This window comes from Pseudomonas sp. MM213, assembly GCF_020423045.1.
GTDB classification, from domain to species: Bacteria; Pseudomonadota; Gammaproteobacteria; order Pseudomonadales; family Pseudomonadaceae; genus Aquipseudomonas; species Aquipseudomonas migulae.
Window position 1 is genome coordinate 2,764,460 of the sequence record NZ_CP081943.1, and the last position, 13,983, is coordinate 2,778,442.

13 protein-coding genes are annotated in these 13,983 nt (G+C 61.2%); 9 read left to right on the plus strand and 4 right to left on the minus strand.

Annotation, left to right across the window (positions count from 1 at the left end; all coding sequences use genetic code 11):
- The first annotated feature begins 228 nt into the window (after positions 1 to 228).
- A complete protein-coding gene (locus K5R88_RS12470) occupies positions 229 to 777 on the plus strand; it encodes an RNA polymerase factor sigma-70 (RefSeq protein ID WP_008030278.1) in 549 nt (182 codons plus the stop codon).
- 108 nt (positions 778 to 885) lie between these two features.
- On the opposite strand, the gene K5R88_RS12475 is transcribed toward K5R88_RS12470, so the two are convergent.
- The 3 genes from K5R88_RS12475 to K5R88_RS12485 all read right to left on the minus strand — a co-directional run bounded on the left by K5R88_RS12475 (position 886) and on the right by K5R88_RS12485 (position 3,506).
- The gene (locus tag K5R88_RS12475; RefSeq protein ID WP_226300060.1) at positions 886 to 1,890 is read right to left on the minus strand and encodes a GNAT family N-acetyltransferase; all 1,005 of its coding nucleotides are present in this window, start codon (positions 1,888 to 1,890) and stop codon (positions 886 to 888) included.
- 101 nt (positions 1,891 to 1,991) lie between these two features.
- Positions 1,992 to 2,786 (minus strand): substrate-binding periplasmic protein, encoded by a 795-nt coding sequence (locus K5R88_RS12480; protein ID WP_223453112.1) that lies wholly within the window; start codon positions 2,784 to 2,786, stop codon positions 1,992 to 1,994.
- A 93-nt stretch (positions 2,787 to 2,879) separates the two neighbouring features.
- Positions 2,880 to 3,506 (minus strand): TetR/AcrR family transcriptional regulator, encoded by a 627-nt coding sequence (locus K5R88_RS12485; protein WP_008030281.1) that lies wholly within the window; start codon positions 3,504 to 3,506, stop codon positions 2,880 to 2,882.
- A 175-nt stretch (positions 3,507 to 3,681) separates the two neighbouring features.
- On the opposite strand from K5R88_RS12485, the gene K5R88_RS12490 reads away from it, so the two are divergent.
- The 8 genes from K5R88_RS12490 to ppnP all read left to right on the plus strand — a co-directional run bounded on the left by K5R88_RS12490 (position 3,682) and on the right by ppnP (position 12,990).
- On the plus strand, positions 3,682 to 5,472 hold the full coding sequence (locus tag K5R88_RS12490; protein ID WP_226300061.1) for an acyclic terpene utilization AtuA family protein: 1,791 nt from the start codon (positions 3,682 to 3,684) through the stop codon (positions 5,470 to 5,472).
- Between the two features lie 12 nt (positions 5,473 to 5,484).
- Entirely contained in the window at positions 5,485 to 6,354 is an 870-nt protein-coding gene (locus tag K5R88_RS12495) for an SDR family oxidoreductase (RefSeq protein ID WP_008030284.1), read from the plus strand.
- Between the two features lie 3 nt (positions 6,355 to 6,357).
- Positions 6,358 to 7,974 (plus strand): geranyl-CoA carboxylase subunit beta, encoded by a 1,617-nt coding sequence (gene atuC / locus K5R88_RS12500; protein ID WP_008030286.1) that lies wholly within the window; start codon positions 6,358 to 6,360, stop codon positions 7,972 to 7,974.
- Positions 7,975 to 7,998: 24 nt separating this feature from the next.
- On the plus strand, positions 7,999 to 9,156 hold the full coding sequence (atuD, locus tag K5R88_RS12505; RefSeq protein ID WP_008044426.1) for a citronellyl-CoA dehydrogenase: 1,158 nt from the start codon (positions 7,999 to 8,001) through the stop codon (positions 9,154 to 9,156).
- A complete protein-coding gene (locus tag K5R88_RS12510) occupies positions 9,153 to 9,950 on the plus strand; it encodes an enoyl-CoA hydratase/isomerase family protein (protein ID WP_008030289.1) in 798 nt (265 codons plus the stop codon). The genes atuD and K5R88_RS12510 overlap by 4 nt, the downstream gene beginning before the upstream one ends.
- 110 nt (positions 9,951 to 10,060) lie before the next feature.
- Entirely contained in the window at positions 10,061 to 12,022 is a 1,962-nt protein-coding gene (locus K5R88_RS12515; protein ID WP_226300062.1) for an acetyl-CoA carboxylase biotin carboxylase subunit, read from the plus strand.
- 71 nt (positions 12,023 to 12,093) lie between these two features.
- Positions 12,094 to 12,636 carry an exonuclease domain-containing protein gene (locus K5R88_RS12520; RefSeq protein WP_008030291.1) on the plus strand — a complete coding sequence of 181 codons (543 nt, stop codon included), beginning with the start codon at positions 12,094 to 12,096 and terminating at the stop codon, positions 12,634 to 12,636.
- Between the two features lie 69 nt (positions 12,637 to 12,705).
- Positions 12,706 to 12,990, plus strand: a complete 285-nt coding sequence (gene ppnP / locus K5R88_RS12525) for a pyrimidine/purine nucleoside phosphorylase (protein ID WP_054614024.1) — start codon at positions 12,706 to 12,708, stop codon at positions 12,988 to 12,990.
- Positions 12,991 to 13,060: 70 nt separating this feature from the next.
- Here ppnP and K5R88_RS12530 read toward each other — a convergent pair whose 3' ends face one another.
- Complete coding sequence (locus K5R88_RS12530; protein WP_192227855.1) at positions 13,061 to 13,867, minus strand: MOSC domain-containing protein; 807 nt, start codon at positions 13,865 to 13,867, stop codon at positions 13,061 to 13,063.
- Positions 13,868 to 13,983 lie beyond the last annotated feature (116 nt).

The window sequence follows — 13,983 nt, forward strand, 5'->3', positions numbered from 1 at the left end:
CACCAATGAGAACGGATGGCGTCTTGAAATAATTAGTCGGCAGGCTTGATCGCCAACGGGGGCTGGGTGCGGCAGCGTGTCGCAGTTCTCACTGCGAACTTCAGAGAAGGATTAGTTCTCTTTCTCAATTGACAATCATTATCATTCAGAATAATTTGTCGCTCGATGTGTAGGACGGCTCCGATACACCCGTCGTCCCACGACCCCATTTGCAGCAAGGTGATTTCCATGACGGAACAAGTATCCACAAGCAGGTGCGATTCACCGCTACTTCAGGCATTCGTGGACAATCGACTGATTCTGGTCAAGATTGCCGCCCGTATTACCGGCTGCCGCTCCCGTGCCGAAGATGTGGTTCAGGATGCGTTCTTCCGCCTGCAATCGGCGCCGCAGATCACCTCCTCGATCAAGGCTCAGCTCAGTTATCTGTTCCAGATCGTGCGTAACCTGGCGATCGACCACTACCGCAAACAGGCGCTGGAGCAGAAGTATTCGGGGCCTGAAGAAGAAGGGCTGAACGTGGTGATCCAAGGCGCTTCGCCGGAAACCTCGCACATCAATTTTTCGACCCTGGAAAACATCGCCGACGCGCTGACGGAGCTGCCGAGCCGCACCCGCTACGCCTTCGAGATGTACCGCCTGCACGGCGTGCCGCAAAAGGACATCGCCAAGGAACTGGGTGTTTCGCCGACCCTGGTGAACTTCATGATTCGCGACGCGCTGGTGCATTGCCGCAAGGTGTCGGGCAGTCGCGCAGATACTTTCTCCCGCCGTTAAAAGCTTCGCGGGCAAGCCTCGCTCCTACAGTTCCAGCGTGAACCTTGTAGGAGCGAGGCTTGCCCGCGAAGACGGACTCAAGACCGATACGAATCTTGAGCCTACCCATCACGCCAACCCAAACCGCTCAAAAAACCGCTCCCGCCCCAACACCATCAACGCCGCGCGCTTGTGCGGGAAGTCGAACTCCTTCTCGCAATGAAACCGCTGACCCTGCATGTACCCGATCATCTTCGCGTTGTCGGCACGCGGCTCTGCAACCACCCGCTGGGTACGCGGATCATCGAGAAACAGGTAATGCGTCAACGCCGATAACCAGCTCGCCACCTTGTGCGGACCGCGATGGTTTTCTTCGCCGACCAACATGTGAATGCCACGGTCGTAATCATCGACATCGTAGAACGGTGCAATGCGGTCTTCCTTGGCCCAGTAGGCTTCGAAATAAGCAAACGGCTGGTCATCGAAACAACCGATCAACGTCACGGTGTGGGGATCGGCGTCGAGTTTGCCCAGGTATTCGCGATGCTGTTCGAGGCTGCCCTCCTCCTGCCAGAAACTCGCCACCCGCGCACTGTTCTGCCAGCGATTGAACCGCGCCAGGTCCAGGTCGATGTCCAGCGTTCGCAGGGAAATCCACGCCCCCAGCCGCGCATCGAAACGTCGATAGACTTCACCGCGCGGTTTCACCGGGCGCAATGGATGACGCTTGCCAGCGCTGATCACCATTTGCTGCGGGTAGCCGCTGGTCAGCGATGTCCCCAGCCAAGGCTGCGGCAACTGCCAGAACAGCGTGCGCTCGCAGCGATACTGGCCGGCGAGTTCGGTCGACACCAGCAACCCGCTGAGCAAGGCTTCGGCGGGAGCTTCATCGAGGTGCCAGGTCAGGCGCTGGCAAGCCGGGTCACGGGCAAACAGCCAATAACCGGCGGCCCACACGGCCTGAGTGTCGACGCGAGCCTCGACATGCACGTGCAACTCGGGCTCACGCGTCAGCCGCAAGGTAATCAGCGGTTGCGCGTCCAGGCTCAGGCTCAGGCGGTTTTCGGTTTCATCCGCGACAAGGCGGTTGCCTGTCGGCAAAGCCAGGGCAGTCAGGTCATTCAGATTGGGCATGGGGCGGGCTCACGATAATCGTCGACAGTTCAACGAAGTGACGTGAGCCAGTGGGGGAAATTTAAGGAAGGTCGGCAAAAACACCGCCCGGCGACGCGATCTCAGCTGCCGGGAACTGGCACGATGGCGATCTTGTAAGGATCGAAAATCCTCAGCATCTGGCCGTTGTCCCGCAACCCTTGCAGCAACTTGCCGAAGGCAACGCCACTGATGGGCGCCGTCGGACGGAGAATGGCGTAATGGTGATAGACCTGATCGATGCGCTCGGACACCAGCAACTGATCGGCGACCTTCTCGTTACGCAGCAGGTAATCGCTCAGGTAGGAGCGCGTCACCAGGGCAATGTCGGCGCGCCCGCGCAGCACCATCAGCAGGTTGCTGTCATGGGAATAGGTCAGCGTGGCGTTGTAGTTTTGCGCGAGAACCTTGGGGTCGGCATTGAAGTTGGCGAATTCGTAGTGATAGCCGCTGAACAGCGCCAGACGCTTGCCGGCAAGATCGGCGAAATAGTTCTGCTGACGATTGGGTATCCGTTGCGCGACAAAAATCTCGGCATCTTCCAGGCCCATGTCGACGCTGACGTGGGGAATGTCCTTCCAGCCCCAGTTCGGGTTCTCGAAAATAGCCATGTCCACCCGGCTCTGCTTGAAGTCACCGAAGCGTCGCGGAATGGATGTCGGCACGAGCACAAACTGGTAGTCGGTTTGCAAGGCGTTGAGCGCCTCCACCAATTGCGGCAGAAGCCCGGTGTCAGCACCGGATTCCGGGCGTACGGTGTAGGGCGGAAAATGCGCGGCACCGACCCGCACCAGTTGCGCCGCCGGAGACGGTAATACCCAAAGCGCTGCAAGCGCCGCCAGAAAAAGCCGCGAGGCCGTCCGAATTGGCGAAGACATCAAAACAACCCACTCCCCAAAAAAGTACGCATCAATTCATTCAAGCTAGGCGGTTTCGGCCACTTAGCCAGTTTCCTGCGGCTCCGGGCAACACTATTGTTTTTCTTCGAGCACCAGAATCAACGCCTCATCGGCCAATTGATCGAGGTTCACGCTGCCATCCGGGCGATACCAGGTCGTGGTCCAGGACAGCGCACCGGTCAGAAAACGCCGGGTGATAAACACGTCCCCGCGAATGAATCCCGCGTCCTTGGCCTCCCCCAGCACCTGCAGCCAGAGGTCTTCATAGATGTCGCGCAACGCCAACACCTTCGCTTGCCCGTCTTCGGACAGCGAACGCCATTCGTACACCAACACCGCCATGGCCTCGCCGCTGCCACCCATGATCGACTGCAACTCACAGCGAATCAGCGCCAGTACCCGTTCGCGCACGTTTTCGGCTTCGGCGATCGCCGCACGCATCAACGCGGTGTTGTAGCGAATGGTTTCCTCCATCACAGCCCGCAGGATCTCGTCCTTGCTTTTGAAGTGATGAAAAATGCTGCCCGACTGAATGCCCACCGCGCCGGCCAGGTCACGCACCGTGGTGCGCTCGTAGCCTTTGTTGCGAAACAGGTGAGCCGCCACTTGCAGCAGTTTGCCACGGGCGCTGTCCGGGTCGGTCAACTGGCCGTTGTCGACCAATTCGCGCATTACCCTCAGGGCTTTTTGCTCGTCCACCCGTTCTCTCCTACAGTCGTACTCACCGCTAAAACAGCGGGGTTGCGCGGGCAATTTAAGCTGACGAAGGCAACCAAGCAAGCGCTCGGGCAGAAGATATTTAAGTCGTTTACAAACCAAGCGCTTGCTTGGTAGTCTCGATACACGTCTGAGGGAGGTGGCTATGGAAAGGGCTGTGCCTGAAACTGTTCGCATCGGTTGCGCCAGCGCCTTCTGGGGCGACACCTCGACCGCCGCCGCACAACTGGTGGAAGGCGGACGCCTGGATTACCTGGTGTTCGATTATCTGGCCGAGATCACGATGTCGATCATGGCCGGTGCGCGGATGAAAGATCCCCAGGCCGGCTACGCCAGCGACTTCATCGAAGTGCTCAGCCCGCTGCTCACGCAGCTCGCCGCACAGAACATCCGCGTCATCAGCAACGCCGGCGGCGTCAACCCGCAGGCCTGCGCCGCTGCCCTGCAAGCGGCTTGCGACAAGGCCGGCGTGGCGCTGAAAATCGCCGTGTTGCGGGGTGATGACCTGCAACCGCAGTTCAAACACCTGAGCACCCGCGGCCTCCACGAAATGTTCAGCGGCGTGCCCTTGCCGTCGATGTGCGTCTCCACCAACGCCTACCTCGGTGCGCCCGGCATCGTCGAAGCCTTGCGCCTGGGCGCGGACATCGTCATTACCGGGCGCGTGGTCGACAGCGCTGTGGTCAGCGCTGCACTGGTGCATGAATTCGGCTGGTCCTGGCACGACTACGACAAACTCGCGCAAGCCGCACTCGCCGGTCACATCATCGAATGCGGCGCCCAGTGCACCGGCGGCAACTTCACCGATTGGCGCGACGTGCCCGACTACGAACACATCGGTTTCCCCATCGTCCAAGTCAGCGCCGACAGCCAGTTCATCGTCAGCAAACCCGAAGGCTCCGGCGGTCTCGTCACGCCACTCACGGTCGGCGAGCAGATGCTCTATGAAATCGGCGACCCGCAGGCCTATCTGCTGCCCGATGTGATCTGCGATTTCACCCAGGTCAAACTTCAGCAACAAGGCAAGAACGCAGTTCAGGTACACGGCGCCAAAGGCTTGCCGCCCACCGATCAGTACAAGGTCAGCGCGACGTATCCGGACGGTTTCCGCTGCACCGCCAGTTGCCTGATCGCCGGGATCGATGCGGTGGACAAGGCGCGGCGTGTCAGCGAAGCGATCATCAGCAAGACCTCGGAAATCTTCAGCCAACGCGGTTGGGCGCCCTACAGCGAAGTCAATATTGAACTGCTCGGCAGCGAGGCCACGTACGGCCCCCATGGCCAGCGTCAGGACAGCCGCGAAGTGGTGATCAAACTCGCCGTGCGCCATCCGGACAAACAGGCGCTGATCGTGTTCTCCCGGGAAATCGCCCAGGCCGCCACCGGCATGGCGCCGGGGCTGACCGGCATCGTCGGCGGACGGCCGACGGTGTATCCGCTGATCCGGCTGTTCTCGTTCCTCATCGACAAATCCGCCTGCACGCTGGACATTGATCTCAATGGTCAACGTCATCCGTGCGCCCTGCCCGCCCTCGACGCGCTCACCACCGCGGACCTGCCGGTGCCGTACGACCCACCGAAACCCAGCGGTCGCGCCGATGCCAGCGTGGCGCTGATCAAGCTCGCGGTCGCACGCTCGGGTGACAAGGGCAATCACAGCAACATCGGCGTCATGGCGCGCGAGCCGGAGTACCTGCCGTGGATCGCCGAAGCCCTGACCCCGGAAGTGATGGTCGACTGGATGAGTCATGTGCTCGACCCGGTTCACGGGCGCGTCGAGCGCTGGTACCTGCCCGCGACCCACAGCCTGAATTTCTTGCTGGAAAACGCCCTTGGCGGCGGAGGCGTGGCCAGTCTGCGGATCGATCCGCAAGGCAAAGCCTTCGCCCAACAACTGCTGGACATCCAGATTCCGGTGCCGCAGCGCATCGCCGACCAGGTCAACTAGAGGATTGCCGCCGTGGCCTACGATTCGATTTTCAAAGCTGATCTGTTTGCCGGCCAAAACATCATCGTCACCGGTGGCGGCAGCGGCATCGGTCGCTGCACCGCCCATGAACTGGCGGCCCTCGGCGCCCATGTGCTGTTGATCGGGCGCAATGCCGACAAACTGAAATCCGTGGTTGCCGAGATTACCGAGGATGGCGGCAAGGCCGATTGGCAGACCTGCGATATTCGCGACGAAGAAGCGGTCAAGCATCTGGTCAGCGAACTGATCCGCAAGCACGGTCCGATCCACGGACTGGTCAACAATGCCGGCGGCCAATTCCCCTCACCACTGGCCTCGATCAACCAGAAGGGTTTCGAAACCGTGATGCGCACCAACCTGGTGGGCGGTTTCCTGATGGCGCGCGAAGTCTTCAACCAGTCCATGAGCCAACACGGCGGCGCCATCGTCAACATGCTCGCCGACATGTGGAACGGCATGCCCGGCATGGGCCACTCGGGCGCGGCGCGCTCGGGCATGGACAACCTGACCAAGACCGCTGCGTTCGAATGGGGTTACGCCGGGGTGCGGGTCAATGCAGTGGCACCGGGCTGGATCGCCTCCAGCGGCATGGACACTTACGAAGGTGCGTTCAAAGCGGTGATTCCGACCTTGCGCGAGCACGTGCCGCTGAAACGCATCGGCACCGAATCGGAAGTCAGCGCCGCGATCGTCTTCCTGCTCAGTCCGGCCGCAGCGTTTGTCAGTGGCAGCACCTTGCGTATCGACGGCGCCGCCAGCCTTGGCGGTCGGGCGTGGCCGATCCACAAGGCCAAAATCAGTGAGTCGTACAACGGTTTCCACCGCGCGTACTTGCCGGACGTGCTCAAGGACAAGGAATAAGTCATGCCGGTGATTCAGTCGCAAGTCGACCCGTTCAGCGAACAGTTTGCCCAGAACCGTGCAGCGATGCTGGCCGGGATAGAGCAAGTCCGTCAGCTCGAACAGAACCTGCTGAACAAAGCGGCCGAAGCCAAACCCAGGTTCGACAAGCGCGGGCAATTGCTGCCCCGCGAACGCCTCAATCTTCTACTCGACCCCGGTGCGCCGTTCCTCGAACTGGCGAGCCTGGCCGGCTACAAATTGCATGACGACAAGGACGGCAGCTCAGCCGGCGGCGGTTTGATCGCCGGGATTGGTTACGTGTCCGGCGTGCGGGTTCTGGTCGTGGCGAACAACAGCGCGATCAAGGGCGGGACGATTTCCCCCAGCGGTTTGAAAAAGTCCCTGCGCCTGCAACAGATCGCCATGGAGAACAAACTGCCGGTGATCACCCTCGCCGAAAGCGGCGGCGCCAACCTCAATTACGCAGCGGAGATTTTCGTCGAAGGCGCGCGCAGTTTTGCCAATCAGGCGCGGATGTCGGCCATGGGGTTGCCGCAGATCACCGTGGTCCACGGTTCGGCCACGGCGGGCGGTGCTTATCAGCCAGGGCTCTCGGATTACACGGTAGTGGTGCGTGGCAAAGCCAAACTGTTTCTCGCCGGCCCACCGTTACTGAAAGCCGCGACCGGAGAAGTGGCGACCGACGAAGAACTGGGCGGTGCCGAGATGCACGCGCAAACCGCCGGCACCGCTGAATACCTGGCCGAGAACGATGCCGATGGCGTGCGCCTGGTGCGCGAGATTGTCAGCCTGTTGTCATGGAACGAGCAGCTGCAATGGTTGCCCGAACGGCAGTGGAAAGAACCCCTCTACCCTATCGACGAGCTGCTGGGACTGATCCCGGACGATCCGAAAAAGCCCTACGACGTGCGCGAAATCATTGCGCGGATTGCCGACGGCTCGAACTTCCTTGAGTTCAAGGGTGAGTTCGATCAGCAAACCATTTGCGGCCATTTGCACATTCAGGGGCGCGCCTGCGGATTCATTGGCAACAACGGCCCGATCACCCCCAAAGGGGCGAGTAAAGCCGCGCAATTCATCCAGCTGTGCGATCAGAGCCAGACGCCGCTGCTGTTCTTTCACAACACCACCGGGTTCATGGTTGGCACCGAGTCGGAACAGCAAGGCGTGATCAAGCACGGCGCGAAGATGATTCAGGCTGTGGCCAACGCCCGCGTACCGAAACTGACCATCGTCGTCGGCGGCTCCTATGGCGCCGGTAACTACGCCATGTGCGGTCGCGGCCTCGACCCGCGCTTCATCTTCGCCTGGCCCAACAGCCGCACGGCAGTGATGGGCGGCGCGCAGGCCGGCAAGGTGCTGCGCATCGTCACCGAAGCCAAACAACTCAAGGACGGCCTGGTGCCCGACCCGAAAATGCTCGACATGCTGGAGCAGGTCACCGCACAGAAACTCGACAGCCAGTCCACCGCGCTTTATGGCAGCGCCAGTCTGTGGGACGACGGGCTCATCGATCCGCGGGACACCCGGACCCTGCTCGGTTACTTGCTGGACATCTGTCATGAGGCCGATGTGCGGCCGCTGCAAACCAACAGTTTTGGCGTAGCCCGGTTCTGAACCGGCCAGAGGAGAACAATAAAAATGATCTTCACCCAGGAACACGAAGCACTGCGCCGCACCGTTCGCCAATTCGTCGAAAACGAGATCAACCCGCACGTCGAGGCATGGGAAAAGGCCGGGCGCTTTCCCATCCACGAAATCTTCCGCAAGGCCGGTGACCTGGGCCTGCTGGGAATTTCCAAACCGGAGAAATTCGGCGGCATGGGGCTCGACTACAGCTATTCGATTGTCGCCGCCGAGGAGTTCGGCACCATTCATTGCGGCGGCATTCCGATGTCCATCGGTGTGCAGACCGACATGTGCACTCCAGCGCTGGCGCGCTTCGGTTCCGATGAACTGCGTGAAGAGTTTCTGCGCCCTGCCATTACCGGCGAACAGGTCGGTTGCATCGGCGTTTCCGAAGTCGGCGCCGGTTCCGACGTGGCCGGGTTGAAAACCACCGCCCGCAAGGACGGCGACGACTACGTGATCAACGGCAGCAAGATGTGGATCACCAACTCGCCAAGCGCCGATTTCATTTGTCTGCTGGCCAACACCTCGGACGACAAACCGCACATCAACAAGTCGCTGATCATGGTGCCGATGAACACGCCGGGGATCAGCCTCAGTTCGCACCTGGACAAGCTCGGCATGCGCAGCTCGGAAACCGCCCAGGTGTTCTTCGACAACGTGCGCGTGCCGCAACGCAACCGCATCGGCCATGAAGGCGCGGGCTTCATGATGCAAATGCTGCAGTTTCAGGAAGAACGCCTGTTCGGCGCGGCGAACATGATCAAGGGCCTGGAATACTGCATCGACAGCACCATCGAGTATTGCAAGGAACGTAAAACCTTCGGCAATGCGCTGATCGACAACCAGGTCATCCACTTTCGCCTCGCCGAATTGCAAACCGAAATCGAATGCCTGCGGGCACTGGTCTATCAGGCCACCGAGCAGTACATCAAAGGTCAGGACGTCACGCGTCTGGCGTCGATGGCCAAACTCAAGGCCGGGCGACTGGGCCGCGAAGTCAGCGACAGTTGCCTGCAATATTGGGGCGGCATGGGCTTCATGTGGGACAACCCCGTGGCCCGCGCTTACCGCGATGTGCGGCTGGTGTCGATTGGCGGCGGCGCCGACGAAATCATGCTGGGGATCATCTGCAAACTCATGGGCATCCTGCCGGGGAAAAAGAAATGAGTACCCTGCCGGATTGCCAGACGTTATTGCTCGAACCGCATAACGGCGTGCTGCACATCACCCTCAACCGCCCGGAAAGCCGCAACGCCATGAGCCTGCTGATGGTCGCCGAACTGCGTGCGGTGCTGTTGGCCGTGCGCGATGACCGGGCGATTCGGGCCTTGGTGATCGGCGGTGCCGGTGGGCATTTCTGTGCCGGCGGCGACATCAAGGACATGGCCAACGCCCGTGCTCAAGGTGCGAACGCCTACCGTGATCTGAACCGTGCGTTCGGCGCGCTGCTGCAAGAGGTGCAACACGCGCCGCAAGTGGTGATCACCGTGCTGCAAGGCGCGGTGCTTGGCGGCGGTTTGGGCCTGGCCTGCGTCAGCGATGTCGCCCTGGCGGATCATCAGGCGCAATTCGGGCTGCCGGAAACCAGCCTCGGCGTGCTGCCCGCGCAGATCGCGCCGTTTGTGGTCCAGCGCATCGGTTTGACTCAGGCCCGGCGCTTGGCGCTGACGGCGGCGCGGTTCGATGGCAACCAGGCGCGGCGCATGGGGCTGGTGCATTTTGTCGAACATGACGCGCAAGCCTTGGCCGAGCGTCTCGGTGAAATTCTGGCGCACGTACTGTGCTGCGCGCCGGGGGCCAATGCGACGACCAAAAAACTGTTGCTGGCGAGTGCCGGGCAACCGTCGGATGCGTTGCTGGATGAAGCGGCCGAGTGGTTCAGCGAAGCGGTGATCGGAGCGGAAGGAGTCGAGGGCACGATGGCCTTCGTGCAGAAGCGTAAACCGGGGTGGGCGCCTTAAAAGCTTCGCGGGCAAGCCTCGCTCCTACAAGGTTTTTGGTGCCCCTGTAGGAGCGAGGCTTGCCCGCGAAGAGGCCATCACTTTCACCGCAAATACCAAGGGAATAAACCATGCCCGCCCTGAAAAAAATCCTGATCGCCAACCGCGGTGAAATCGCCTGCCGCATCCAGCGTACCGCCCAATCCTTGGGCTACCGCACCGTCGCCGTGTTCAGCGACGCAGATGCGGATGCCTTGCACGTACAAATCGCCGACGAAGCCGTCAACATCGGCCCGGCCCCGGTCCAGCAGTCGTACCTGAACATCCCGGCCATCCTCGACGCCGCCCGCCGCACCGGTGCCGATTCGATCCACCCCGGCTACGGCTTCCTCTCGGAAAATGCCGAATTCGCCCGCGCCTGCCAGCACGCCGGCCTCACTTTCATCGGCCCCAGCCCCGAAGCCATCGAACTGATGGGCAGCAAACGCCTGTCGAAACTCGCCATGCTCGACGCCGGTGTGCCCTGCATCAAAGGCTATCAAGGCACCGGGCAGGACGACGCAACCCTGAGCCTCGAAGCCGAACGCATCGGCTTTCCGCTGATGATCAAGGCCAGTGCCGGCGGTGGCGGGCGCGGCATGCGACTGGTGCACGATGCAGGGGATTTGCTCGCACAGATTCGCACCGCGCGCTCCGAGGCATTGAACGGGTTTGGCAGCGACGAACTGATCCTCGAACAAGCGCTGATCGATCCGCGTCACGTTGAGGTTCAGCTGTTCGGCGACCAACACGGCAACCTGATCTACCTCGGCGAGCGCGACTGTTCGATCCAGCGCCGCCATCAGAAAGTCATCGAAGAAGCGCCCTGCCCGGTCATGACCGCCGAACTGCGCCAGGCCATGGGTGAAGCGGCGCTCAAGGCCGGTCGCGCAGTGAACTATGTGGGCGCTGGCACTGTGGAGTTTCTGCTGGACGCGCACGGGCAGTTCTACTTTCTGGAAATGAACACGCGGTTGCAGGTGGAACACCCGGTGACTGAATTGATCACCGGCCTCGATCTGGTGGCCTGGCAGTTGCACGTCGCCGAAGGGCTACCGCTGCCATTGCGCCAGGAACAGGTGCAACTCAACGGCCACGCCATGGAAGTGCGGCTGTATGCCGAAGACCCGACCCAAGGGTTCCTCCCGCAGACCGGGCGCATCACCACCTGGGAACCGGCCTTGCAGAGTGGAGCGCGGATCGACCATGGGTTGATCGAAGGTCAACACGTCAGCCCGTTCTATGACCCGATGCTGGGCAAGATCATCGCCCACGGCGCTACCCGTGAAGAAGCCCGGCGCAAGTTGCTGCGCGCGGTGCAAGACAGTGTGCTGATGGGCTTGCCGAGCAATCAGCGCTTGCTCGCCAGCCTGCTGGAACATCCACGCTTCATCAGTGGCGAGTTCAGCACCGGGTTCATCCCGACGCATTTCGCCGACCATCCTTGTTTGCATCCGCATAACCCGAGTGCTGAAGAACTGGCGATTGCGGCGGCGCTGTTTTATCAGGCTTCGGCGCAGGTTCATCCCGCCGCACTGGCTGGCTGGCGCAACAACGCCAGTGTGCCGCTGCACTATCGCATCGGCCTGGAGGATCGGGACTGGCCGGTGCAATTGAACGCGGTACCAAGTGAACCGTACCGGATTGAAGTCGCCGCACAGGCCTTCGAACTGAACGTCATCCAGTGCGACGGACGCTGGGCCACCCTGGACATCAACGGCATCCGCCAGCGCCATGCCTATCGCCTGGAGGCCGGACAACTCTGGCTGTTCACCCGCCCCGGCAGCCTGCGCCTGGAGGATCGCACGCAAGCGCTGGTCAGCGGCCAGACCAGCGTCAGCTCCGGCACGCTCAAGGCGCCGATGGACGGCGCGATCGTCGACGTGCTGGTCGCACAAGGCAGCCCGGTCAGTAAAGGCCAACTGCTGGTGGTGCTGGAAGCAATGAAAATGGAGCATCCCCTCAAGTCCGGCATCGACGGCGTGCTCAAACGCTTGCAGGTCAAGGTCGGCGATCAGGTAAAAAATCGTCAGATTTTGTTGGAGGTCGAATAAGCCGCTAGGCGGATCCGTCGGGTTTGGCTACGCTCAAGCCCTATCAGGATGCGGATACCGGGAACCCTTCAATGCCTCACTGGCTGGTGATCGATCTGGAAGCCACCACCGATGAAGGTGGCTGGCCAGTTACGGAAATGGAAATCATCGAAATCGGCGCCACGCTGGTGGACCGCCAAGGGCGTGAGCAGGACCATTTCCAGCGCTTCGTGCGACCGCTGCGACGGCCCCTGCTCACGCCGTTTTGTCGCGAGCTGACTCGCATCACCCAGGCCAATATCGACAGCGCACAGGCGCTGACCGAGGTCTGGCCGGTCTTCGAGCGCTGGCTCGGCCAACATCATTCGCGGCTGGAAGGCTGGGCCAGTTGGGGCGATTACGATCGCAGGCAACTGCTTCAGGAGTGGGAGCGCTTGCAACTCGACAGCCAACTGAGTCGCGTGCCGCACATGAACCTCAAGCAGCGCTTTGCCAAGGCCCGACGGCTGGAACGCCCGCTTGGACTCAACGGCGCCCTGCAACTGGCCGGCATGCAGTTCACCGGCCAGCAGCACCGGGCACTGGAAGATGCGCGCAATACAGCGCGTCTGTTACCGCTGATTCTCCCGCTCTAGAGAGGTGACGGCGCCAAGGGCCTTGTGCATACTGGCCGGCCCTTTTTAGCCCTTTTCGAGGAATCGCCCATGTTTAAAGTCAACGAGTACTTCGACGGCACCGTCAAGTCGATCGCCTTTGGCACCGCTGAAGGTCCGGCGACCATTGGCGTCATGGCTCCGGGCGAATACGAATTCGGCACCAGCCAGCGTGAAATCATGCACGTGGTGACCGGCGCCCTGACCGTCAAACTGCCAGACAGCAGCGACTGGGAAACCTTCGCCGCCGGCAGCCAGTTCAACGTGCCAGCCAACAGCAAATTCCAGCTGAAAGTGGCCGTCGACACCGCTTACCTGTGCGAATACCGCGGCTAAAACCCCGGGTTTTCACAGCGCAAAAAAATGCCCGTGTCCTTGGACACGGGCATTTTTCATTCAGGGTCGCTTATTCCAGGATCGTGACCGGCATACCGACTTCGAGCTGGCCATTACCGTCATTGACCAGATTCTGGCCAAACATCGCACCGTCTTCCTGGGCACGATACTTCTGCAAGGTCGCGAGCGGTTCACGGTCATCGCTGCGTTCGCCGGTCTGCGGATCGATGGTGGTCAGAATGCAGCGCGAACACGGCTTGACCACACGAAACTCGACATCGCCGATACGAATACGCTTCCAGCCGTCCTCGGCATACGCCTCGCTGCCCTCGATCACCAGATTCGGTCGAAAACGCAGCATCTCCAACGAACGCCCGACCTTTTGCGACAGATCCTCAAGGGACGCCTGCCCGATCAGCAGCAACGGGAAGCCATCGGCGAAGGCCACCTGATCGTCGTCCTTGCCATAACCGGCCTGTGTGGTCCGAGCGCGATCAACCGGCACCTGCACCAGGCGAGTCGGCTTGCCAATGAATCTGCTGACCCAGGCCCCCGCCTCGTCACCGGCATCAGGCACACGCAAGGTGTCGCGCCAGATAGTCACGCCACGCAACTCAGCGTCGTTGGCAGGCAAGGCAATATCGATCGGCGTGTGGCCGGGAGCGCTGAGGGTCAAACCGCCCTGGGCATTCCACAACGCCGACAGCTGGCTCATCTGCGCCACCGCACGCTGGGTCAGGAAGCGCCCGCTGGCCTCGTCCACCAGCATCCAGCGTCGATCCCCGTCCAGCCCCAGTTTGTCGAGACTGACCTGTTGCAGGATCTCGCCCTTGCCGGATTTCAACGGATAACGATAAAGCGCGCTCAGACGCAGCATGACCAGCTCCCTGGAGGACAAAAATGCCACCCTATACGAGCTTGATCGCCGAATCAAAGACTGCGAACTGGATTACCAACCCTGTGGGAGCGAGCAGGCTCGTTCCCACAGGAAAC

What these genes read in the sequence shown, in the direction of transcription:
- K5R88_RS12480 (WP_223453112.1), bottom strand. Translation starts at nt 2,786, where the DNA reads ATGTCTTCGCCAATTCGGACGGCCTCGCGGCTTTTTCTGGCGGCGCTT.
- K5R88_RS12530 (WP_192227855.1), bottom strand. Translation starts at nt 13,867, where the DNA reads ATGCTGCGTCTGAGCGCGCTTTATCGTTATCCGTTGAAATCCGGCAAG.
- K5R88_RS12520 (WP_008030291.1), top strand. Translation starts at nt 12,094, where the DNA reads ATGCCTCACTGGCTGGTGATCGATCTGGAAGCCACCACCGATGAAGGT.
- K5R88_RS12515 (WP_226300062.1), top strand. Translation starts at nt 10,061, where the DNA reads ATGCCCGCCCTGAAAAAAATCCTGATCGCCAACCGCGGTGAAATCGCC.
- K5R88_RS12510 (WP_008030289.1), top strand. Translation starts at nt 9,153, where the DNA reads ATGAGTACCCTGCCGGATTGCCAGACGTTATTGCTCGAACCGCATAAC.
- K5R88_RS12470 (WP_008030278.1), top strand. Translation starts at nt 229, where the DNA reads ATGACGGAACAAGTATCCACAAGCAGGTGCGATTCACCGCTACTTCAG.
- K5R88_RS12475 (WP_226300060.1), bottom strand. Translation starts at nt 1,890, where the DNA reads ATGCCCAATCTGAATGACCTGACTGCCCTGGCTTTGCCGACAGGCAAC.
- atuD (WP_008044426.1), top strand. Translation starts at nt 7,999, where the DNA reads ATGATCTTCACCCAGGAACACGAAGCACTGCGCCGCACCGTTCGCCAA.
- ppnP (WP_054614024.1), top strand. Translation starts at nt 12,706, where the DNA reads ATGTTTAAAGTCAACGAGTACTTCGACGGCACCGTCAAGTCGATCGCC.
- atuC (WP_008030286.1), top strand. Translation starts at nt 6,358, where the DNA reads ATGCCGGTGATTCAGTCGCAAGTCGACCCGTTCAGCGAACAGTTTGCC.